This is a genomic window from Candidatus Taylorbacteria bacterium (assembly GCA_039934295.1).
Taxonomy (GTDB): Bacteria; Patescibacteriota; Minisyncoccia; order Phycocordibacterales; family HO2-43-120; genus HO2-43-120.
The window spans coordinates 44,054-66,101 of record JBDTMN010000003.1 but is presented as its reverse complement, the minus strand read 5'-3'; the positions used below and the strand labels follow the sequence as shown (position 1 = coordinate 66,101).

Genomic DNA, 22,048 nt, shown 5'->3' with positions numbered 1-22,048 from the left:
ACGCTACACTTTTTATTTGCCGATGAATTGTAGGTTTTTGCTAAACTCTATATAATGGAGTCAACATGAGTGAATCTACTTTCCCTGCCGTTGAGAAGAAATTCAGCACTCCCGAGGAGGAGCTTTCTTTTTTGCGCGGGGAAGTAGCGAAAAGAGAATCAGAGCTCAAAGAAAAAGGCATCGAGAAACCAAAGGAGCAGGTCATTTCTGAAGAGGTCCAAAAGTATAAACAAGTTCCGGGAGGCGAGGTTCTCCACCCTCAATTTGAAATGTCAAAGGAGGAGCGCGGGAAAATTGTACTTGACCTCACGCCCGAAGAGCACGACCAGAAGATGAGTGAATTTCTCGGAATACTCGAGGAAAAGGGCATTAAAAATACTCTTTCAATCATCGAAGAGCTCGGGAGTCCCCATCTTGAAGATGATTTCGAGCGTTTTTTGGTTCAATATATTAAGGCCGGATTTGAAGTGAAAGGAATAAAAGAAAAAGACCCGCTGTTTCGCGCTCTCGAAATGACTCTTTACGAAATCACTCTGCCGGAGAAGGCAAAGGAAGAAAATCCAAAGACGCTCAAGGAGCTCGTGTCCTCAATGGAGCAATTTTACGCAGGTATGCTCTCCGTGTCCGACAGAAGTGACAGGGGGCCAAACTACTTTACCATTGAGCTCGCGGTTGAAAACCACAGTAACGAATTTATTTTCTTCGCGGCGGTGCCGGACTCCAAGCGCGATCTTTTTGAAAAACAGGTTCTCTCTATTTTCCATAATGCTAGGATTTCCGAGCGAAAGGATGACTACAACATTTTCGACAGTCGAGGGGTCTCTCTCGGCTCGTCCGCCGAGTCAGCGAAGAATCCTATTTTTTCTCTCAAAACATATGACCAGTTTGACCACGATCCTCTGAACGTGGTTCTGAATAGCTTTTCTAAAATCGAGCGGGACGGCGAGGGAGCGGCAATTCAGATTGTCTTTAAGCCTGTCGGGGACGAGTATACTTCCAAATACAAGTACGCGCTTGAGCGAATCGGGAAAGGCGTTAAGGTGAAAGAAGCCATAGATTTTCCTGAAACAGTCTTTGGGCACGTCTTTAAATTTGGCAAGGAGGTTGCGAGAGATCTCACCAATAAGAAGGAAAAGGAGGAGAAAGAAAAGCAGAAAGAACTCAGAAATGTAGACGAACTAGTGGTGGAAGATATCAAACTCAAGATTGCAAGTCCAATCGTCGCTACGAACATTCGTATCGTCGCTTCCGCAAAAGAGGAATCGAGGGCGCTGTCTATTTTGCGCGACGTGCAGTCCGCGTTCAACCAGTTTGAAAACAGCCACGGCAACAGGCTTGCATTTACAGAACTCAAAAAGGGGAAACTGAATAAACTGCTTAAAGATTTTTCTTTCAGACTCTATAACGAGGATGAAAAAATTCCGTTGAGTCTGAAGGAGCTTACCACCATGATGCATTTGCCATCGACTGAAATCAAATCGGCTCCACAGTTGAAAATCTCGAAAGCGGCGAGCGCTCCCGCTCCAATCGGTCTCGCATCTACCGGAATTCTTCTTGGGATAAACAAAAACAGGAACACAGAAACTCCGATTTATATTGGACCCGATGACCGTCTCCGGCACTTCTATACTATCGGCCAGACTGGTACGGGAAAAACGACGCTCTTGAAAAACATGATTGCCCAGGATATCGCGAATGGCGAGGGGGTCTGCCTCATCGACCCACACGGCTCCGACATTCAGGATGTCTTAGCCATGGTGCCAAAAGAGAGATACGAGGACATCATCTATTTTGACCCAAGCTACACCGCCCGCCCGATGGCTTTAAACATGCTCGAGTACGACATTAGATTTCCGGAGCAAAAAACATTTGTGGTGAACGAGATGCTCTCCATCTTCAACAAGCTCTTCGATATGAAAACGGCGGGAGGTCCTATGTTCGAACAATATTTCAGAAACGCAGTTCTGCTTTCGATGGAAGACCCGGAGAGCGGGAACACCCTTCTCGATGTCTCGAGAGTATTGGCGCAAAAAAGTTTCAGGGAATTGAAGCTCTCGCGGTGCAAGAATCCGATTGTCGTTCAATTTTGGAGAGAGGTGGCGGAGAAAGCCGGTGGGGAAGCCTCGCTCGCCAATATCGTGCCGTACATCACTTCGAAATTCGACGTGTTTCTCTCGAATGACATCATGCGGCCGATTATCGCTCAAGAAAAGTCCAGTTTTAACTTCAGGCAGATAATGGACGAGAAAAAAATTCTGTTGGTCAACCTTGCAAAGGGTCGTTTAGGGGAAATCAACGCCAATCTTTTGGGGCTCATTTTGGTCGGCAAAATTTTGATGGCGGCGCTCTCTCGGGTTGATTCGTTCCACAAAAATCTGCCTCCTTTTTATCTCTACATTGATGAATTTCAGAATGTTACGACAAATTCGATTTCGACGATTCTCTCCGAGGCGAGGAAATACAAGCTTGGGCTCATTATCGCGCATCAGTTTATCGCCCAGCTTGAGGAGAGCATTCGAGATTCCGTTTTTGGAAACGTGGGCTCCATTGCCGCATTTCGTGTCGGCGCGGAAGACGCGGAATATTTGGAGAAGCAGTTTTCTCCGGTATTTTCAATGAAGGACCTTATGAATATAGATAACCGAAACGCCTATCTCAAGCTTTTGAGCAACGGTCGGCCGGTGAAGCCCTTTAATATTGAAACCGTGTCGCCAGACACGGGCAAGAAAGAAAATGTCGATAAATTGAAGGAACTCTCATACTTGAAGTTCGGCAAAGAGAGGGCAGATGTAGAGGAAGAAATTATGAGAAAGTACGAGAAAAAGCCGCCGGAGAGCAGTTTGTAGTCTCTTACCCCACTCTGTTTATTGTACAAAGAATTCTGGTATTTGTTGATTTTCTGGTCTGATTTGATATAATGACCCTATTATGGTGGATTTAAAATTTACAGCGGCGTATAAAAAAACGGGCAAGTGGGTTAGCGCTTGGATTGAGGAGATTCCGGGTGTTAACACTCAAGGCAAAACACGAAAGGAAGCGCATGATAACTTGAAAGAGGCTCTGATTTTGACGTTGGTAGCCAATAGAGAGATTGGAAACAACGGAAATAAGCGCGGTATTTCCCGCGAACTTTTGAATGTGAAAGTTCCGGCATAGTCACAATGAAACGTCGCGATTTGATTTCTTATGCTGTGTTCTGTGGCTGTCGTTTACTCCGCGAAGGAAAACGCCACTCATAATATTGGAATCCGAAAAATCAAAAGACCTCAACGTTGCCTCGCCATAGCGAAATAAATACTTTCTTAGCTAAGAAAATATGCAAAGATCTCGGCATTCCAATATGGGGAAAAGATAAATGATCGCTTAAGGCAAATGGACAACTTGAGGATGAATAGTATACTGTACCAAAGTAGAAAGTAATTATTTATATAATGTTTGAGAGACAAATTAAACCAGAGTGGGCGATGCGCGGTGAATCTTCGAAAGCACTTTTAGAGCGGGTCAAGGAAATGCAAGGAGGAGTTAATGCGGAGATATTGGAAAAAGGCTATGATCGATTTGCTGATTTGAAAGGAGGATTGCAAAAAATACTAGAGACGCGAGAGGCTTAAAACTGATTGCCGAATCATTAACGTTATGAATCCGCTCAAACAAAAAATCGAGCCCCGACTCAATCTGTCCGGCTTTACCCCCGAGGAGAGAGAAGAACTTATTGCCACCGTGCTAAACATTGTTCAGGATAAGATATTTATTAAAGTGTTGGACGAGCTTTCGCACGAGGAGAAGGCGGAACTTGAGAAGATGACAGAAGGAGAATACAAGGATAAGCTACGGTCATTCCTCCAAATCGCTCTTCCGCAATTTCAAAAAATTATCGACGATTGCGCAGACGAAGTTATCGGGGAATTCAACGCCCTACGGGCTTAACACAGAACAACACGGACGAAGAACACGGAAAGTCACAGAAGTTCAGTTTAGTTCCGTGTTAGAGTTCCGAGTCAGTTCAGCGATAAAAAAAATGCATCCCAAAAACGAAAAAACCCTAGTAATCATCAAGCCCGACGGAATCCAAAGAACTTTGGTCGGAGAAATAATTAAGCGCTACGAGCAGATTGGACTCAAGCTCGTGGCTGTTAAAATGCTTGCCCCATCGGGAGAGCATATAGACAAGCACTACAATCTCGACCCGCAATGGAAAATGAATGTCGGAGTGAAATCCATCAAAGGATACAAGGATAAGGGCCTGAAACCGCCTTCGGAAGATCCTTTAGTGATTGCGGAGCAGGTAATTAGCGTACTCAAAAAGTACATGAGTTCTGGACCTGTCATCGCAATGGTCTGGCAGGGAGCACACGCTGTAAAAATTGTCCGAAAAATCACCGGAGGAACTGAACCTCTTTCGTCTGATGTCGGGACAATCCGTGGGGACTTTGTTTTGGACTCGTACGAAATGGCGGACAGAGACGGCCGGGCAATAAGAAACCTCATTCACGCATCTGGTTCGGTCAAAGAAGCGGAGGACGAAATCAAACACTGGTTTTCCAAAGATGAAGTCATTGATTACCATCTCTCTCCAGAAAGTATTCTCTACGATACGGATTTGAAGGGGATATTTAAGTAGGTCCCAATTTTTCCCACGAATTTTTAATTCGTGGATGAAAAATTGAGGATGCCGACATTTCTTAATGTCGGCGCACAATTTCTGTCCCTCGCCACGCTCGGGATCCTCAATCTTGCACCCACTCGAGAACTCGTGGGCAAGATTGGGAGATGCCGACATTTCTTAATGTCGGCATGAATTAATTAGGTTTTAGGTTAAAAATCCCAAGGGTTACCCTTGGGATTTTTAATTTTTTTCATTTTATTTACTTACACCTTAAACCTAAAACCTTACACCTATTTTAGCTTGCATTCCATTCTTACGAGTCTATAATGAGAGCAGGGTTATTTGGAGTATTATCTAGATTAAAGCATATTTAGGAAGCTCAAATTGTTGCGCCATGATGAAGACCGTAAAACGCCATCTGATTAGTGCAATTGAGGGCATCCACCTAGTTTTTGACTAGGGCAATACTTTCAAATGACCCTACTAAAAAATCCTCATGGAGGATTTTTTAGCTTCTATACATCTTTTCTGATGGTACGAGTTACCCAGTAGTGGAGAGGCTCAACGGGGTAGGCAGGTTACACGCTATACTATTTTCTGCTACTATATATCAATGATTCGAGAAACGTTATTGAAGCAGATTTTTGTTCTGATTGTTTGCATCGTGGTATTGCATTTTTCGGCTTTAGTTTTTTATCTTTACTGGTCAATTTGGTGGTATGATGAGGTAGTACACTATCTCGGCGGGGTTTGGATAGCACTTGCTTCTCTCTGGCTCTTCTTTTTTTCCGGCTATGTTCATCTCAAGGCGAATCGGTCTGCGCAAATCCTCGCCATGGTTGTGATTTTTGCTCTCACAATTGGGGTGCTCTGGGAACTCTTCGAGTTTCTTTTCGGGGAGAGCTTCATTGTTTCAAATTACGAAATTGATACTCTATCTGACCTCCTCATGGATATAGCTGGCGGACTTTCAGGGTATCTGTATTTTGTGTTTAGGAAATACGAGAAAATTTTAATTGAAAACAATTGACAATTAACATGTGACATTTGACCAGGATCCAATTTTTCAAGTCACATGTCAACGGTCACATGTTAAATGCAAATGAATAATCCTTCCATCACATTTTACTCCGGCGTTGGCACAGTGACGGGCTCGAATTTTCTGTTTGAGTTTGAAAATCTGCGGATACTCGTTGATTGCGGGCTTCTTCAAGGGGATAAATTTTCCGAGGACCAAAACGCAAAACCGTTTCCCTACGACCCGTCTTCCATTCAGTATCTTTTTGTCACTCATGCTCACATGGATCACATAGGGAAAATTCCGAAGCTCGTCCGTGATGGATTTACAGGTGTAATTTATTCTACTCCCGAGACGAAGAGTCTTTCCGAAGTGATGTTTCCCGACGCTTTGCGCCTTCTTCAAAAAGAGGCGGAACAAAGAAATACAGAGGTTCTTTATACTGAAGAAGATATTACCCACGCGCTCTCCCTCTGGAATGTAATTCCGTATCACACAAAGACGGAAATAATTCCCGGTCTCTCATTTTATTTGAAAGACGCTGGGCATGTTTTGGGTTCTTCCATGGTTGAATTTTCGTTTAAAACTTCCAACGAGAGCAATGAATGGAGAAAACTTGTCTTCACCGGCGACTTGGGCAATTCTCCCTCGCCATTGTTGAAGGATACCGAAGAACTGACTGATGCAAACTATTTGGTGATGGATTCAGTTTATGGCGACCGCAATCATGAGCCCTTGGACGAGAGGCGAAGCCGGTTGAGGGAGATTATTTCCGATGCAATAGCGCGAGGGGGAACTTTGGTAATTCCTGCTTTTTCTCTGGAACGTTCCCAAGTAATTCTGTATGAAATCAATAATTTGGTGGAGGAAGGCAAGATTTCTTCGGTGCCGGTTTTTCTCGATTCGCCACTCGCAATTGCTGTCACGGATATTTACAGAAAGGGGACGGAGCATTTTAATCAAACTGTGCAGGAAGAAATAAAAGGCGGAGACAATATTTTTAATTTTCCAAAATTGAAATTCAGCGTCTCTGCCCGCGACCATGACGAGATTGCTAAAGTCGCGAATCCAAAAATCATTATTGCCGGGTCGGGGATGTCAGTGGGAGGGAGAGTAGTGAGTCATGAAAGACATTATTTGAGCGATCCAAAAAGCACCCTTCTTTTAATCGGGTATCAGGTCGCGGGAAGTTTGGGTCGAGCAATCCAGGATGGCGCGAAAGAAATAGTGATTGGAGGCGAGAGAATCCCCGTACGTGCGACCATTGAGCGGGTAAGCGGATATTCTGCGCACAAGGATTCTGACCACCTCATCGAATTTGTGGAGAAAACTCGAGACAACCTCAAAGAGGTTTTCGTTGTGATGGGAGAGCCGAAGTCGTCTCTTTTTCTCGTTCAACGTCTGCGGGATTATGTCGGAGTCAACGCGATCTTTCCTGAAAAAGGAATAAAGTATGAACTGGAATAGCTTTTAGCTGCTAGTTGTTAGCTTTTAGCTTCGGGACTCAAAATTCAGAAATGAATCCCTAACAGCCAACACCAAATAGCGAACAGCTCCCAATTTTATTCGCAAATACATATTTGTGATAATAAAATTGAGGATGCATATATTTCTGAATATAGGCAAGAACTAACTGAAGATGAATTTAATTTTTAAAAAAAGCGCGAGGGTGCGGAGAGTTTCTATTTGCATCGGCTCGAGCGAGGAGGTTGTGGTCAAGATGCCACTAGGGTTTCTAGAGGAAAGAGCAAGGATATTTGCGGAGGAAAAAAAAGATTGGATAGATGAAACCCTCGAAAAATTTCGGAAGAGGGAAAAGAAATATGAAGGAGCGTTGAAATTTCCGAAAAGCAGTTTGAGCGACTATAACTGGCACAAGGGCACTGCCGGGACACTTGTCCAAGAAAGACTTGAATTTTTTAACAGGGCTTTTTACGATGGCAGATTTGCCTGGAAAAATGTGCGAGTGAGAAATCAAAAGTCCAGATGGGGAAGCTGTTCAAAGAACGGGAATTTACATTTTAATTATAAAATTGTTTTTTTGCCGCCGAATCTCGCCGACTATCTCGTCGTCCATGAACTCTGCCATCTTCTCGAGCTTAACCACTCGCAAAAATTCTGGGACTTAGTCGTCCTTGCCTGTCCCGATTATAAAAAACTGCGGAAAACACTTCGGCTTGCAAGAAATATGTAACCGGTCTGTTCTCCTATCGTGAGAATAAGAGAATAGATTTGGATTATTAGTATATTGTCATTATTAGTGTATTGTCCGAATACAAAAAACCGCTCGAGATTACGAGCGATTTTTTGCATCTTTCTTATTCCATAATCTGTAATCCAAATTCGAAATTCTTCTTAGACGACCTGCTTCACGAGTCTCGTGAATGTCTCCGGGTTTTTCTCCGCGAGTCCCGAGAGAATTTTTCTATCAATTGCGATATTTTTCTTTTTGAGCGCTCCCATAAACTTGCTGTATGAGAGACCTTCTTTTGCTAAGGCGGCGTTGATTCTTACTGTCCAGAGTCTTCGAGCATCTCCTTTTTTATCTTTTCGGTGGGCAAAGGCATAGGAGCCGGCATGAAAAATAGCTTCCTGAGCCTGTCTCTCCTTAGTGCTTCTTCCAAAGCGGTAGCCTTTGGTTTTTCTAAGGACATTTTTTCTGGTTTTTAAGGCATTCGTGCCTTTTTTTACGCGGGTCATGGTGGATTAGCTGTTAGCTACTAGCTATTAGTTTTCAGCTTTAATTAAAAAAGCTAAAAGCTAATAGCTAAAAGCTTATAGCTGACTTATGAATCGGGATCTCGACTTGCCGGTCATTACAAAAGGTATTGTGCGGCTTTTGCGAAGCTGACTTCGTCCGCTTTCCTTTGCATTAAAATGGTTTTGGCCTGGCTTTCGAGCGCGGATTTTTCCGTTCTTGCTTACCTTGAGGCGCTTTGAATAGGATTTGTTTGTCTTCATAAATAGCTATTAGCTGTAAGCTATTAGCTGTCAGCTTTAAGATTCTTTCCTAAAAGCTAACACCTAATAGCTAACAGCTGATTTTATGCTTTCTCAATAACTACCGACAATCCTTTCGGGCTTTTCTTCGGCGAGTCGGCAATTTTATATTCTTCGGTAATCAATTTCAGCACTCTCCCCATTCTCTCTTTCAAGAATTGGAAATCCATGTATTTGCTTCTACCAATTAAAAAAAGATCGATTTTTACCCTATGGCCCTCCTTGAGCCATTCTCCGGCTTTCTTGGCTTTGAGCTCTAAATCGTGCTCTCCTGTGCCAATTTTTACCTGAATTGTCTTGGTTTCTACGGAGGGGGACTTGGCACGGGCCACTTTTAATTTCTTGTTCTCGGTATACTGGAATTTACCATAATCCATGATTTTTGCAACTGGCGGAGTGGCATTCGGCGATATTTCAATAAGATCGAGCCCGACTTCGTCCGCTTTCTTGAGGGCCTCTTGAAGCGAAATAACTCCAAGGTTTTCGCCCTCGCTCCCGATGACGCGGAGCTCCGCGGCCCTGATTTGATGATTGATTCTGGTTCGTGTGTTCAATATGGCGTGTAGTTAGTGGAAAATACACACTAGCATGATTTTCTTGATTGTTCAAGCACTACACGATGCGAATATACGAATAAGTCAGCGAATGCAACGAATAGGACTTTTCTCCATTTATTTGTAGATTCTTAACTTACCTCGTCCGATTGAGGCGGGGTAGTAGATTAATCTGGATCCCCGCCTCCGCGGGAGACAAAATCAGAATTTTGTCAGCTTGCCGCTTCTTCAAACCACGTAAGAAGTGCGCGCACGTCCTTTTCCTGATTTTGGGATGAGAGAACGATGAAAGCAATATTCCTTTTTTCGTTGCCGATGGGAATTTCGAAAAGCGAAATCATCGTTCCGTTGGCCGCTCTGGTGTAACCGGTTTTCCCTCCGAGGAAATTTTTCTCTGCTGAAAATACATTGAAATTGCCGAAGTTGTGCACTTGGAAAGACGATGTGATTTTTTTCGTCGGGAGGCGGGTGATGTTGAGTATGAATGATTTATTATTTTTCAGATATTTGGAGAGGATGTAGAGGTCATACACGGTGGAAGTATTGCCACTCAAGATTCCAGACGAGTCCGCGTAGGTGGTGTTTTTCATTCCAATCGCCTTGGCTTTTTTGTTCATGTGCGAAATAAAACTGCTTTCGCCATAGTATGCTGAAAACGCCCGTGCGGCGTCGTTCGATGATTCCATCAAAAGGGGATAGAGGACGTCGTTTGCGGTCATCACTTCTCCCGCCTTCAGGTTTCCGCTTTCACCCAGTGTTTCGACAACTTCCGGAGTGATAGTGATTTTTCGGTCGAACATGATTACTTCATTGGCTACGATTGCCGTCATGAGTTTGGTCAAAGAGGCGATGGGCATGGGAGTGTCGATGTTCTTGTCAAGAAAAACCTCTCCCGTGTTCACATCGGCGACGATGTAGGCTTGGGCTGAAATCTCCGGGGGAGGAATATTCTTCAAAGAAAACAGTGCGCGAGTTTCTGCCATCTCGTCGCTTTTTTCGTAGACGAAAATGGGAGTGCTTGTTTTTGAAAATTCGTAAATTTCTTTGGCGTCATCTGTTTTCATGCGAATGCATCCTCCTGAATATCCAAGCGCAACATCTCTTCCGTCGGGATAGTAGGGCCAGCCATGGATGAAAAAATTGCCGTTGAACTGCATGCTCCACGGCATGTACACCTCTCCCACCGATGAGAAGTGTGTTCCCACTTTGGCAAGAATCTGATAGTCTCCGCTCGGAGTTTCCCAAAATGAGCCCGGCTTTCCTTTGGCGATAATGGGGTACTTTTTCAAGAGCAGATGATTTTCGTAGAGCGCGAGCTCCATGTGGTCGAGGTCAGCCGAAATAAATTTTCCCACCGATGGTATATGGGCTTCAATCGTATCATCGGCGATTGTTCTTGTTTTTAAATATTTTTCCGCCTGGATTTTTCCCTGCAAGAGTTCCGAGTTTTCTGTATATCTATCGAGAGCGTAAAGGAGAGTGGATGCATTTCTGCCTTGGCCATATTTTAACTTCGTATTGAAGCCCATCGCAGCCGCGGAAGCGAAAACAAGAAAAAGAAAACTGCCGATGAAAATCAGTTTTACGTGAGGATGATATTTTGTCGCGGTATGGGCGGTCACGTGTCTCAAGTTTATGAAAATGCGGACTTTCTAAAAGCTATATAGTAAAAAAATGCAAACTTTTTTAAATCATAGCATACACTGGAGAAATATGGCTACTTTAGGACAAGTCTCGGCATTTCGTTATTGAGAATCGAGTAAATATGTTAGAATCTGAATTGGAAATTGTTTTTCCAGACTTTTACTCTTAACCGCAACTTCTGACCGAATGAAAAGACAAGGAACGTATGAAAATTTTTGGAAACGGATTGGCTCATGTACGAGATGTTCACCGCACAAAATCAGAAATCGAGTCCCTGAAAAGGTGGCTTTTTATCGCATGGGAGACGACTGCTGTTCTCGTGACGCTTATCTCGCTCATTTTTGCGTGGAAGTACCGCGCTTTCTGGACTGTTTTTCCGGTTCTCGTCGTGGCGTGCGTTGTGGGATTTCGGATAGTGCGCCGAGCTCATCGCCGTTGTCCCCGCTGTTCAATCAGGGAAGTTACACAAAAGGATGGTTCGGTCAAAAAGAAAAGAAATCTTTTTGGGGGATGGTTTGTTCGGAGGAACTATTGGCGAGAAGTTCCTCCCTGGAAATTTAAAAGACACTCGGCTAGTCGTCCCGGCTGGTGGGATGATTTTCCCAAAAGAGAAAGTGAGGATCCGGGGAAAATAGTGCACCAGTGCCATTTTCATTACACCTGCTTAGTCTGCAAGCTGGACTATGCTGTGAAGCCACCGGAGCTCAAATCTTTTGGGCATCGGCATCCAATATTTTGGAACTGGTGATTCCCCATCTCCGTCCACGACTTTGTTGTGGACGGGATTTTTTTTGCAAGAATCGACGACCCTAGTTTATCCCCACTTTTTTTTAAGTATTGCCAATGCTTCTATGATAAAATATGGCTTATGCGAAGGCGATTACAAAATACGGCCGGGGGTTTTTCAACTATTTTTTCTTTTTTAGTATTCGGAGCCACCTGTTGTATTTCTCTCTTCTCTTACTCTCTCCAAGAAGGATACCTAACAAGTGTTCTCACCGCTCTTCCTTCTCCTCTTGGCATTCATGTAGCGAATGGGGAAGGTAATTATGCCGCGTCCGTTGCGGACGCGGCCCTCTCCCCGCAATCTCTCTCGCTCTCCTCTCCTCCCATCACCCAAAACCCAATCTACGTTCCCCAATTCAATCTTGAAGAAGTCACCGAGTCTTACGCAACCTATCTCAACGCGCTCTACGTCTCTCTTCAAAATCAATTCACTACTCTCTCCCACCTCGCAATCATCGAAACAGCTCCTGTCGCAAGCTTCGTGAGCACTTTCGACAATCCGAGAGAAAAAATTAACTCCACCGTCCTCTCCGAAGACATTCCTGCCGATTCTTCACTCGCATCTCTTCCCCTTGCAGACGCTTCACTCGCATCTGTCCCTCTTGCTCTCGCAGACATCTCACTTTCCGACACCGCTTCACAACCCGCACGCTTATCCTGGTGGCAGAAGTTTCGATGCGTCATTGACCCCTTTGTTCCCTGGGCCACTCCCTCCTATTGTCCCAAAAAGAGCGAGCCCAATGTCTCCATTACTACAATCACGAACTCCGTAGCTTCAGTCACAAACTCTGTCGCTACAGTTACCGACTCTCTCTCGCTCACCCTGTTGAACTGGTGGCAGAAACTTCGATGTTTCGTCGACCCCTTCATGCCCGGAGCCACACCTGCATATTGTCCGAAACCAACCGTGCAAATCACGCCTGCGCCCATCTCTTCCCCCACGCCTTCTCCTCTCTTTTCTCTTTTTCAGAACAACCCGTCTACCACAAACATCACCCAAAACCCTACCTACTACACCACCTACACTACGCAAGGTGTCCCACAATCCTACGTCGACGCTCTTTTCACGAATCTCCAGAACCAACTCTACGGTCTTGCTCTCCACGAATCCCTCCAGACCGACCGAATTTTTGACAGTATCAGACGATCAAACTCAAGCTCTGACTCAAATTCAAATTCAAACAATGGCACCTTCACCAATCCCACAATCACCGGAGCCACCATCACCAACTCCACTTTTTCCGGAAGCGAGCTCACTATCAACGGAACATCCACCTTTGCAGGAAATTCCACCTTCGACACCGATACGCTCTTCATTGATTCAGTGAACCACCGCGTAGGCATTGGCACCACTACTCCCCAATTTGACCTTGATGTAGATGGCACTGCTCGCTTCGGCTCTCTTGTGACAGGTGGCCAGACCATCGGTGGAGACTTTGCCGTAACAGGGAATACTACCTTGGACACATTGAACGGACTTCTCTTTGGCACGAACGGTCTCGTGGGAGCTGTTGCAACTTCTTCTCTCAACATTAATTCTGACAATCTCGTCCAAGGTTCCACCAATCTTTTCTTTTCCAATACTCTCGTCAATTCTTTCGTGAACGGCTCAACTACTATTCCCAAGACGTACACGGCCAACACCTTCACTGCTCTGCAAACAATGAACGGAGGACTCTCCATTGATGCATTGAACGGACCTCTTCAAGCCAATAACGGCACAGTCTCTGCCACCACATCAATCGGAGTGCTCTATGGAGGCACTGGAACTTCTACTCCTCCCTCACTCGGACAGCTTCTTCTTGGAAATGCATCCGGAGGATATGACCTTGTAGCGACTTCATCGCTGAACATTACCTCGAATCTCGCTAGCGTCTCCGGAACTCTCGGTATTGCTAACGGTGGCACCGGCGCGACTTCATTCGGACAGGGTTGGCTGTTTTCAAGCGGAGGCACAGGAGCGCTCTTAGCTTCGTCTTCTCCGACCGTTGCATACTTGACGGCGACCTCTACAGCTGCCACTTCAACATTCGCAGGCAATCTGTCCGTCGGAGGAAATCTCAACTTCAATGGAACATTTCTCCAGAACGGTTCGCCCTTTATTGGAAGCCAGTGGACGACTTCCGGCTCAAACATATTTTACAATGCGGGCAATGTTGGCATTGGCACCACCTCACCTTTCGCCAAACTTTCTGTAGTCGGTGCAGTTGTTGCAGAATATTTTAATGCCACTTCGACAACGGCGACCTCGACGTTTGCGGGAGGAATAACGTCACCTTGTTTCTCAATCGACGGCACGAGTTGTTTGGGTGGCGCAGTTGGAAGCGGAACGACGGGACAGTTTCCTTACTACGCGGGGAACGGCACGACGTTGACAGCGACATCGTCAATCTTTTTGGCGACATCGGGGAATGTGGGGATTGGGACGACGACGCCGACCCAACAACTAAGTATTGTCGGTCAACAGAGTCTTCAAGCTTCGAGCGTTGATAATTCAATAGTAATATCTAATCAACCTTATCCCTCCCACCCTGGTGACGATAATCTCGTCATCGGTAATAATATAATTACGGGAACAGGTTTAGGAGTATCAGTACTGTTAGGGAATAATATTGAAACTGTGGCGACGGGCAACTCATATTTCAATGTATTGATAGGCTATGGTGTAAAATCTCTAGCTGACCAGCCTAAAAATATTGTTATCGGTGCGACAGCAGTTAGTGCTGAATCCGATACAGTGCTTGTTGGATATGCCGCTCAATCACGAGGATTTCGATCAGTTGTCATAGGGTCGGGCGCACAAGCAACTGCAAGTAGCTCAAGTGCGGTAGTCGTAGGGAGAAATTCGATTATCTCTAACGCAGACTCGATAGGATTTGGAGCGGCTCTTAATGTATCCGGCGCTCGATCTGCAGTATTTGGATCGAACACTGCGATTTCAGCAAGTGACTCATACGTATATGGATTTGATACTGATGGCGCAAATGGTGGCGCGACATTACATGGTTTTGGCACCATAGCTCCTTCTGCGCGACTTCACATTCGAGGAACGGGAGCGACATCGGCAACCAACGCCTTTCGCGTGGACAACAGCGCAAACACCAATCTGTTTACAGTGAGGAATGATGGCAACGTCGGTATCGGGACCACTTCTCCATGGCGCACGCTCTCCGTAAAAGGCTCATCAGACTTGGGCACGAACGCTCTTGCGGGTTCATTTACCGCAACTTCTTCAAATGCCACTTCAACTTTTGCTGGAGGCATAAGAGCCTCATGTTTCTCAATCGACGGCACGAGTTGTTTGGGTGGCGCAGTTGGAAGCGGAACGACGGGACAGTTTCCTTACTACGCGGCGAACGGAACGACGTTGACCGCGACTTCGTCAATCTTTCTGGCGCAGAATGGGAATGTTGGTATCGGCTCTACTTCTCCACTGGCAAAACTTTCCGTGAAAGGTGCGGGTTTGACGACAGGAGTAAATTTCCAGACGACGAATTCCAGCGACAGTCCGCTGTTTACTATTTTGGATAGTGGGAGTGTGGGGATTGGAACGACGTCTCCTACTTTTAAGTTGGACGTTGAGGCAGACGGAGGTGCGGGGGGGGTTGCTCGCTTTACCAATACAAATCTCTCTGGCGGTGCCGCTGCTGTTTTCCGTTCCCTGGATACAGGTCTAGGTCAGATACGAGCACAGTTCGACTCGTTGGGAGGTCCACGCATAGTCGTTGATTCGATGTCTGGGCAGTCCGCATATTTTGAATCATTAGAAACTGGAGTATCGAAAATGCGCGTGGGCCAAACATTTACGGGAGGACAAAACATCTCAGCGGTGAGCAACCTGCAAATTGCAATAGACAGTGACAATGATGGAACTGGTATATTCCAGATTGCTAAAGGATCTTCAACTGGACGTGTAAATATTGATGGAACAGCACTCCTCACTATTCTTAATAATGGCAACGTCGGGATCGGCACCACTTCGCCTTTCGCGAAACTTTCTGTCGTCGGTCCTGTAGTTGCAGAATATTTCAATGCCACTTCGACAACGGCGACCTCGACTTTTGCCGGAGGCATAAGAGCATCATGTTTCTCAATCGACGGCACGAGTTGCTTGGGTGGCGCGGTTGGAAGCGGAACGACGGGACAGTTTCCTTACTACGCGGCGAACGGAACGACGTTGACAGCGACATCGTCAATCTTTTTGGCGCAGAATGGGAGAGTTGGGATTGGAACGGTGAGTCCTCAAGCTCTTCTTGATGTAGGCGGTTATGGAGGTCCTGTGTTTTCAGGAACGGCAGTTGTTATAAAAGCCAACAACACGAGTTTCGGAGGCATTGAGGTGTATAACGCGGGAGCTGGTGGATATTCAGCACTATCGCTTTATAATTCTAGTGGAGGTGGTAATGCGAGCGTGTCTATTTTACAGGGGTCAGCGACAAATTCCGGCACGATTTTTGGCCTTAGTAACTTTGATACTGCCCAAGTGGCCGCAACCAATAATCTGATTCTTAAAACAAACGGGGCGAACCCAATGCTTTTTGCAACCAACAACACAGAAAGGATGAGAATATTATCGAATGGCAACGTCGGCATTGGCACCACTTCGCCTTTCGCAAAACTTTCCGTCGTCGGTCCTGTAGTTGCAGAATATTTCAATGCCACTTCAACAACGGCGACCTCGACTTTTGCGGGGGGCGCAACATTTGCCACAGGAGGAGGGAATGTAGGGATTGGCTTGACTAACCCGAGTTTCCTCACGGATATCAATGGCAGTTTGGGTATCGGGAAAACTATTGATACCGCTGCACAAGGAGAACTTATGAGGCTTAGGATTGGCTCAAGCGGTGGGGCTACTGGATATATGGCGTTCCAGAGAGCGAACGCAGCGAATGCTTCCTATCAATTTGGATTTAATGGTTTAGGAGCATTTGGGATACGGCAAGTGGGAGATTCCTCGGATACCTTCTCGATTTCTTCACCAAACACTGCAAATTCAAACAAAGCTGTTAACTTTGGGTCGTCAAATGGAGTTGTCAGTGACACTGTTTCGATATTTAACTCTGTCGCATTAGTGCCGACAACGCCTCTTATTTTGGCGAACAACTCCACCTCGCTCGGAAGCGGTGTAAGGATTTCTTTTGGGGGCCTTCTTGATACTGGCGGCGTGCAAACTGAACTTGCTTCAATAATTGCCACCAAAATTGTAGGAGGCGCAAGTGGTATTTCAGGAGCTCTAACTTTCAACACGGCAAATAATGCAACTTCATCTTCCGAAGTCATGCGTGTTAATTTCACAGGCAACGTCGGGATTGGCACCACTTCACCGTGGAGAAAATTGTCCGTCAACGGCTCGTCAGACTTGGGCACAAATGCTCTTGCGGGTTCGTTTACCGCCACTTCTTCAAATGCCACTTCAACTTTTGCGGGAGGAATAACGTCACCTTGCTTCTCAATCGACGGCACGAGTTGTTTGGGTGGTGCAGTTGGAAGCGGAACGACAGGACAAATTCCTTACTACTCGGCGAACGGAACAACCTTGACCGCGACATCGTCAATCTTTTTGGCGACATCGGGGAATGTGGGGATTGGAGGTCCTGCGGGGGTAAACGTACTTAACATCGATACTGGTCCGGGCAGTGTAAATAAGGGAGCAATCAGCATTAACAACTCTCCCGCTGTCGGGTTCACTTCATTAAGTATGCTTAGTGCCTGGTCGAATGGAAACGGGGGCGATCTTTTGAGCATTGCGAATGCAACAGGCCCCATGATGAAAATAAATAATTTAGGCAGAGTCGGCATTGGAACAAGCAATCCTACCCAACTTTTAGAAATTTCTGGCACTGTCTCTCCAGCCCTTAAGATTACCAATACGGGAGTGGGTGGGAAGTCGTTTACTATGTTTGCGGGAACTTCTGGGTTAGCTATGGGTGTTGGAGCCAACACTTCGATGTTCGTTCTTCAAGATGGAACTCCACAAAACACTATTACCACGTCAGTCGACGGCAGAGTCCTATTCGGAGGAAGTATTCGAGTACCAAACACGCAACAGTACCAATCTCTCAATGCTGCAGGCAATGCTAATTTAGTGATGGCCGCCTTAAATTCAAGTGATGATTATTTGTATGCAGATTCTAAATTAGTTGTATTGAATGGAGGCAATGTAGGAATCGGGACCACTTCACCATTCGCGAAACTTTCCGTGAAAGGTGCGGGTTTGACCACAGGCATAAATTTCCAGACGACGAATTCCAGCAACAGTCCTTTGTTCACGATTTTGGATAGTGGGAATGTGGGGGTGGGGACGACAAATCCACAGACCATGCTTGAGATCGGACCACTTTCGAATGCCAGCTTTGACAGAAAGCAATTAAGAGTCGGAAACGGAGGTGGTGGCCCCACATTTACCTACGATATTAGTAGAATAGCAAATACAGGTTATTTGGAATTTTTTGGTAATCAAAGTGGAGCGAATGGGTATATATTTTCAGGAGTGAATGGAGAAAGAATGCGAATAGATACCTCTGGTAACGTCGGGATTGGAACGACAACTCCCTCAGCTCTTTTGCATTTAAATAATATAGGATCAACTCCTCAGGCTTTAATCCAAGGGACAGGAGGGAGTTCAGTTACTGCAGCGTTAGCAAAGTTTACGGTAGATCAAGGGTCAGTTCAGTTGGGATACCAAAGAAATTTCGTTGGTTTCAAAATTCAAACTACTGGCACCATGGATAATACAGGTTTTGCCGCCTCATCTGATTTTGTAATAAGAAATACAGGCAGTGTCGGCATCGGCACGACAACTCCAACCCAAAAGTTAACTGTGAATGGAAGTATCAATATGCCCGCAGTTAACAATCAAGGGTTTCTTATTGATGGTGGGCCACAACTTATGAGCACAGGTGGGGCAAATGGAAAATTGGTTACCTCTGGTGCCTTTGCATTTGATAGTGGTGGATTCCTAGTCAGAAACGCTGCAGGAACAGTTTCTTACATTGATATAAATCAAACATCAGCTGGAAATGTACTATTTCCAACTGGCAACGTTGGCATCGCCACTACCTCCCCTTGGCGTAAACTCTCCGTCACCGGCACCGTCGCCTTTGACGGCCTGACCGCGGAAACCACATCAGGTTCAGCTCTCTGTTTGAGTGCTCAAAATGAAGTCCAAGTCAACACGGGAGCCCAAACCTGCACCACATCATCGGAGCGGTTCAAGCACGACATCAGCACGCTCTCCCTAAGCGCTCTCGACATGGTGAATGCTCTCCGTCCCGTCTCCTTCAGCTACATTGGAAGCAACGACCAACATGTCGGTCTCATTGCCGAAGACGTTGTCAAAGTTGACCCCCGACTCGTCTTCACCGACACAGATGGAGTTACCCCTCGCGGAGTTCGCTACGAAGACCTCACCTCTATCCTTACCAAAGCTATACAGGAACAGCAAGGTCAAATCGGCTCGCTCGCAAGTTCGACAGCCGAGCTCGGAGAACACAATGCCTCCCTCGCTTCTCTCGCTTCCACAACCGCAGAGTCACTTTCGACGAACGTTGGACTTTTGAATTCTTCTCTTTCTTCCTCTCTCCAGACAGTTTCTAGTCTAGCTCTAGCTCTTGACGCAACTGACAAGAAAGTGAACGAAAACTTCAGCTCTCTTGACTCTAAGATTGCCGATATCGCAAGTTCTACGAGCGACCTCCAGTCTTCACTCCTCACTCTCGACTCCACTCTTGCATCCAAGCTCACCTCTGATAAAAAATTCATAACATCCATCGCTTCCTCAACCGCTCTCCTTATTGCTTCCTCAACTGCCGATACCCTTGCTTCATCATCTCCATCATTCATCACTCGAGTTGCTTCCGCTGTGCAAGAGCTTGTGCAGTCGGCGGGGGAGTGGGTGGTGGCAAAAGTGACATCCGCTTTGGGCATCTTCGGAAGACTGGAGACGGATGAGATACAGGTTGGAAGCAAGGAGAAACCTTCGGGCATTACTCTTTTCGATGAAGCGACTGGTGACCCTTACTGTTTGAAAATTGTGCACGGAGAAACGAAAACTTCCGAAGGACAGTGTGAGAGCATGGTAACGACTGCTCCAGAAATACCGGTAGAAACGTCTCCTTCGGACATATCCGTCCCATCTTTACCTACCACGCCTACAGCATCAAGCACCACTTCTTTGGAGATACATGTTCCAGCCCTGTCTCCAACGAGCACTTCTACAGCTTCAAGCACTCCTTCTTCCGATTCGGAAGCACCCGATGATACATCGGTCATTTCGTCATCTACTCCGTCAACATTAGGGGTGCCAGAGCCGGAACCAGAAACGGATATTCCCTCTACTTCTCCGGAAGATTTGGAAGGAGAAACACCTCTTCTTCCAAGTGTAGATGTGCCTCCAGAATCGGAAATGTCCTCGGATGCGGTGCCCGGTCAGTAATTAAAAGATTTCGAGAATCTAGGCAGGGCTCTCCTTTCTAAGCCGGGCTCTGCTTGTAGTTATCGCCAGATTATCTCTAGAAATGTTACATACATATGACTTATGCGGCCGTATAAGTCATATGCAAATAATGAGAATCAAAAAAAAGAGAAAAAGAGAAAAAAAGAAAAAAAGGAAATGCAAAAAAATCTGCCTGTGGTAGCTATCTTGCATTAAAGATACGTGAGGATATAATAAAACGCATGAAAAATTCTGAAATTGAAAAAATCTTAAAACCATATAATGATGAGATAAAGCAACATATTGATACTCTAAATAAGAGGTCAGATGAAGATATGAGACGGTATGTGGGATCGCTTACGGAAGATTTTCAGGACAAAGTGAAAGTCGTTGCGGAGCAGTATACTGATATTATGCAAACTCTTGGTAAGCATACAAAAATTCTTGATAAACATTCTGAAATTCTCGATAACCATACTAAAACTCTTGACAAGCATTCTGAAACTCTCGCTAAACATTCTGAAATTCTCGGCAACGATTCTAAAACTCATAAATCTCATACGGAAATGATCGGCAATTTAGCAATAGACATGACCATCGTGAAGAGTGATGTAAAAACAATCAAAGAATCTCTGAAAACTAAAGTTGACCGCAAGGAATTTGTTGGACTCGAAAAAAGAGTTTCTTTGTTTGAATTAAAATAAGGTTCGTCCTAACCTCTCATATCGGGAAAGGTAAATGCGGATTGACATTTTTTTTGTTACAAGTAACATAGTGACAATGAATATTTCGAGCAACAATCTTCTCGGTCTCCTCCTTAGCCTCCTTACACAAGGTGGAGATTTTGCTCGTGTCTATAAGGTTGATTCAAGAATCTAGATTCAAGAATCAAGAAAATGTAGAAACAAGGAAGCTCTTCACCCCGAAGAGTTTTTTTGTCGCTGGCTAAGAGCCGGAACAAAAGTCACGGGGAGAAATTGGTTCTTTACACTGTAGGTAAACTAGGAGCGAAATGTATGATTTCTCACAACATACAAGACAGACTGAAGGTATTGAAACTGCATTTGGACAGCATTGACTTCAGGGCTCATCAGTCTAAAGTCTGTGTTGGGATTGCGGATGGATCTGGATATCGATGGATAGGTCGCGTGGACCGATCTAGTGATATCTGCGAAGCACTTGAACTGGCTTTGGAGGACGCTCTAAATCAGTTCGATCCAAATTGGAAAAGGCATTTTCCCTGACTAGTGCAAAGCCACACTTGAAGTATTTCAAGCATGTGGTTTTTTTTGTTTAGGATTGACAACTTCTTGCCCATATTTATAATAGATGGCAATGAAAACGAGCATAGGGATTATCATCGGTATCATTATTATTTCCACACAAGGTGGAGATCTTGCTCGTGTCTATAAGGTTGATTCAAGAATCTAGATTCAAGAATCAAGAAAATGTAGAAACAAGGAAGCTCTTCACCCCGAAGAGCTGTTTTGTTTCTGGCTTGGTCAGAGGGCAAAATTAGAGGGGGGAAATTGGTTCTTTGAGGAATTTTTATGAGCCATGTTGTTGTTGTGCTGAATTCTTGGTCAATATCTATTTACGCGGATGAAGGTGAAAATGTGACGGTAGACGTCCTCAAAAGAATTTTTGAGGCGGCCCGCTCATGTGGTTTCTCGGCAGGTTCTGTAGGTCTGTATTATACGCCCGAACCAGATCCCAAAAATCCGCCCGCCGTTCCATTTGTCACGGTGCCTCATTGTGAACGGGAAGATACAGTGAGAATTCTCTCTACTGCTGTCATCTCTTCCTACGAATTTCATGAATGGGTATGGAATGATGAAATAAAGGATTGGCAAATCATTCAGCGAAAACCAATATGCAGAGGGGAGGGGTAAAATACCCCCCTCCTTTTTTTATTTGCAAAAAAACACCGCCCGTTGCGGGGCGATGTTTTTGTTTTACGTGGTCTGTCGCGTAAAGCAGATTGCAAAGCAATCATCCACGCGACC

At 45.3% G+C, this 22,048-nt stretch carries 16 protein-coding genes and 1 pseudogene; 14 read left to right on the top strand and 3 right to left on the bottom strand.

The features are described from left to right. The first annotated feature begins 65 nt into the window (after window positions 1–65). The 9 genes and pseudogenes from ABI430_01355 (at window position 66) to ABI430_01315 (ending at window position 7,818) form a co-directional block, all read left to right on the top strand. On the top strand, window positions 66–2,846 hold the full coding sequence (locus ABI430_01355) for a DUF87 domain-containing protein (protein MEO8637529.1): 2,781 nt from the start codon (window positions 66–68) through the stop codon (window positions 2,844–2,846). 82 nt (window positions 2,847–2,928) lie between these two features. After that, window positions 2,929–3,156: a type II toxin-antitoxin system HicB family antitoxin gene (locus tag ABI430_01350; GenBank protein MEO8637528.1), complete on the top strand. Its 228-nt coding sequence runs from the start codon at window positions 2,929–2,931 to the stop codon at window positions 3,154–3,156. A 5-nt stretch (window positions 3,157–3,161) separates the two neighbouring features. Then, window positions 3,162–3,359, top strand: a pseudogene (locus ABI430_01345) (type II toxin-antitoxin system HicA family toxin). A gap of 72 nt (window positions 3,360–3,431) precedes the next feature. Next, window positions 3,432–3,611: a hypothetical protein gene (locus tag ABI430_01340; GenBank protein ID MEO8637527.1), complete on the top strand. Its 180-nt coding sequence runs from the start codon at window positions 3,432–3,434 to the stop codon at window positions 3,609–3,611. A 25-nt stretch (window positions 3,612–3,636) separates the two neighbouring features. Further along, complete coding sequence (locus tag ABI430_01335; protein ID MEO8637526.1) at window positions 3,637–3,927, top strand: hypothetical protein; 291 nt, start codon at window positions 3,637–3,639, stop codon at window positions 3,925–3,927. A gap of 91 nt (window positions 3,928–4,018) precedes the next feature. Further along, window positions 4,019–4,621: a nucleoside-diphosphate kinase gene (locus ABI430_01330; GenBank protein ID MEO8637525.1), complete on the top strand. Its 603-nt coding sequence runs from the start codon at window positions 4,019–4,021 to the stop codon at window positions 4,619–4,621. Between the two features lie 598 nt (window positions 4,622–5,219). Then, on the top strand, window positions 5,220–5,636 hold the full coding sequence (locus ABI430_01325; protein MEO8637524.1) for a hypothetical protein: 417 nt from the start codon (window positions 5,220–5,222) through the stop codon (window positions 5,634–5,636). Window positions 5,637–5,708: 72 nt separating this feature from the next. Further along, window positions 5,709–7,091 carry an MBL fold metallo-hydrolase gene (locus ABI430_01320; protein ID MEO8637523.1) on the top strand — a complete coding sequence of 461 codons (1,383 nt, stop codon included), beginning with the start codon at window positions 5,709–5,711 and terminating at the stop codon, window positions 7,089–7,091. Between the two features lie 172 nt (window positions 7,092–7,263). Further along, window positions 7,264–7,818 (top strand): YgjP-like metallopeptidase domain-containing protein, encoded by a 555-nt coding sequence (locus tag ABI430_01315; GenBank protein ID MEO8637522.1) that lies wholly within the window; start codon window positions 7,264–7,266, stop codon window positions 7,816–7,818. Between the two features lie 161 nt (window positions 7,819–7,979). Here ABI430_01315 and rplT read toward each other — a convergent pair whose 3' ends face one another. The 3 genes from rplT to ABI430_01300 form a co-directional block, all read right to left on the bottom strand. After that, a complete protein-coding gene (rplT, locus tag ABI430_01310) occupies window positions 7,980–8,324 on the bottom strand; it encodes a 50S ribosomal protein L20 (GenBank protein ID MEO8637521.1) in 345 nt (114 codons plus the stop codon). 344 nt (window positions 8,325–8,668) lie between these two features. Further along, window positions 8,669–9,178 carry a translation initiation factor IF-3 gene (gene infC, locus ABI430_01305; protein ID MEO8637520.1) on the bottom strand — a complete coding sequence of 170 codons (510 nt, stop codon included), beginning with the start codon at window positions 9,176–9,178 and terminating at the stop codon, window positions 8,669–8,671. 212 nt (window positions 9,179–9,390) lie between these two features. Further along, window positions 9,391–10,800 carry a L,D-transpeptidase family protein gene (locus ABI430_01300; protein MEO8637519.1) on the bottom strand — a complete coding sequence of 470 codons (1,410 nt, stop codon included), beginning with the start codon at window positions 10,798–10,800 and terminating at the stop codon, window positions 9,391–9,393. Between the two features lie 227 nt (window positions 10,801–11,027). Between ABI430_01300 and ABI430_01295 the strand changes: the two genes are divergently transcribed. The 5 genes from ABI430_01295 (at window position 11,028) to ABI430_01275 (ending at window position 21,934) form a co-directional block, all read left to right on the top strand. After that, the gene (locus ABI430_01295; GenBank protein MEO8637518.1) at window positions 11,028–11,570 is read left to right on the top strand and encodes a hypothetical protein; all 543 of its coding nucleotides are present in this window, start codon (window positions 11,028–11,030) and stop codon (window positions 11,568–11,570) included. A gap of 120 nt (window positions 11,571–11,690) precedes the next feature. Continuing rightward, window positions 11,691–20,042, top strand: a complete 8,352-nt coding sequence (locus tag ABI430_01290) for a tail fiber domain-containing protein (protein MEO8637517.1) — start codon at window positions 11,691–11,693, stop codon at window positions 20,040–20,042. Between the two features lie 242 nt (window positions 20,043–20,284). Continuing rightward, window positions 20,285–20,746, top strand: coding sequence for a hypothetical protein (locus ABI430_01285; protein ID MEO8637516.1), 462 nt, complete (start codon window positions 20,285–20,287; stop codon window positions 20,744–20,746). Window positions 20,747–21,058: 312 nt separating this feature from the next. Further along, window positions 21,059–21,286, top strand: coding sequence for a hypothetical protein (locus ABI430_01280; GenBank protein ID MEO8637515.1), 228 nt, complete (start codon window positions 21,059–21,061; stop codon window positions 21,284–21,286). Window positions 21,287–21,592: 306 nt separating this feature from the next. Next, window positions 21,593–21,934: a hypothetical protein gene (locus ABI430_01275; GenBank protein ID MEO8637514.1), complete on the top strand. Its 342-nt coding sequence runs from the start codon at window positions 21,593–21,595 to the stop codon at window positions 21,932–21,934. The last annotated feature ends 114 nt before the right edge of the window (window positions 21,935–22,048 follow it).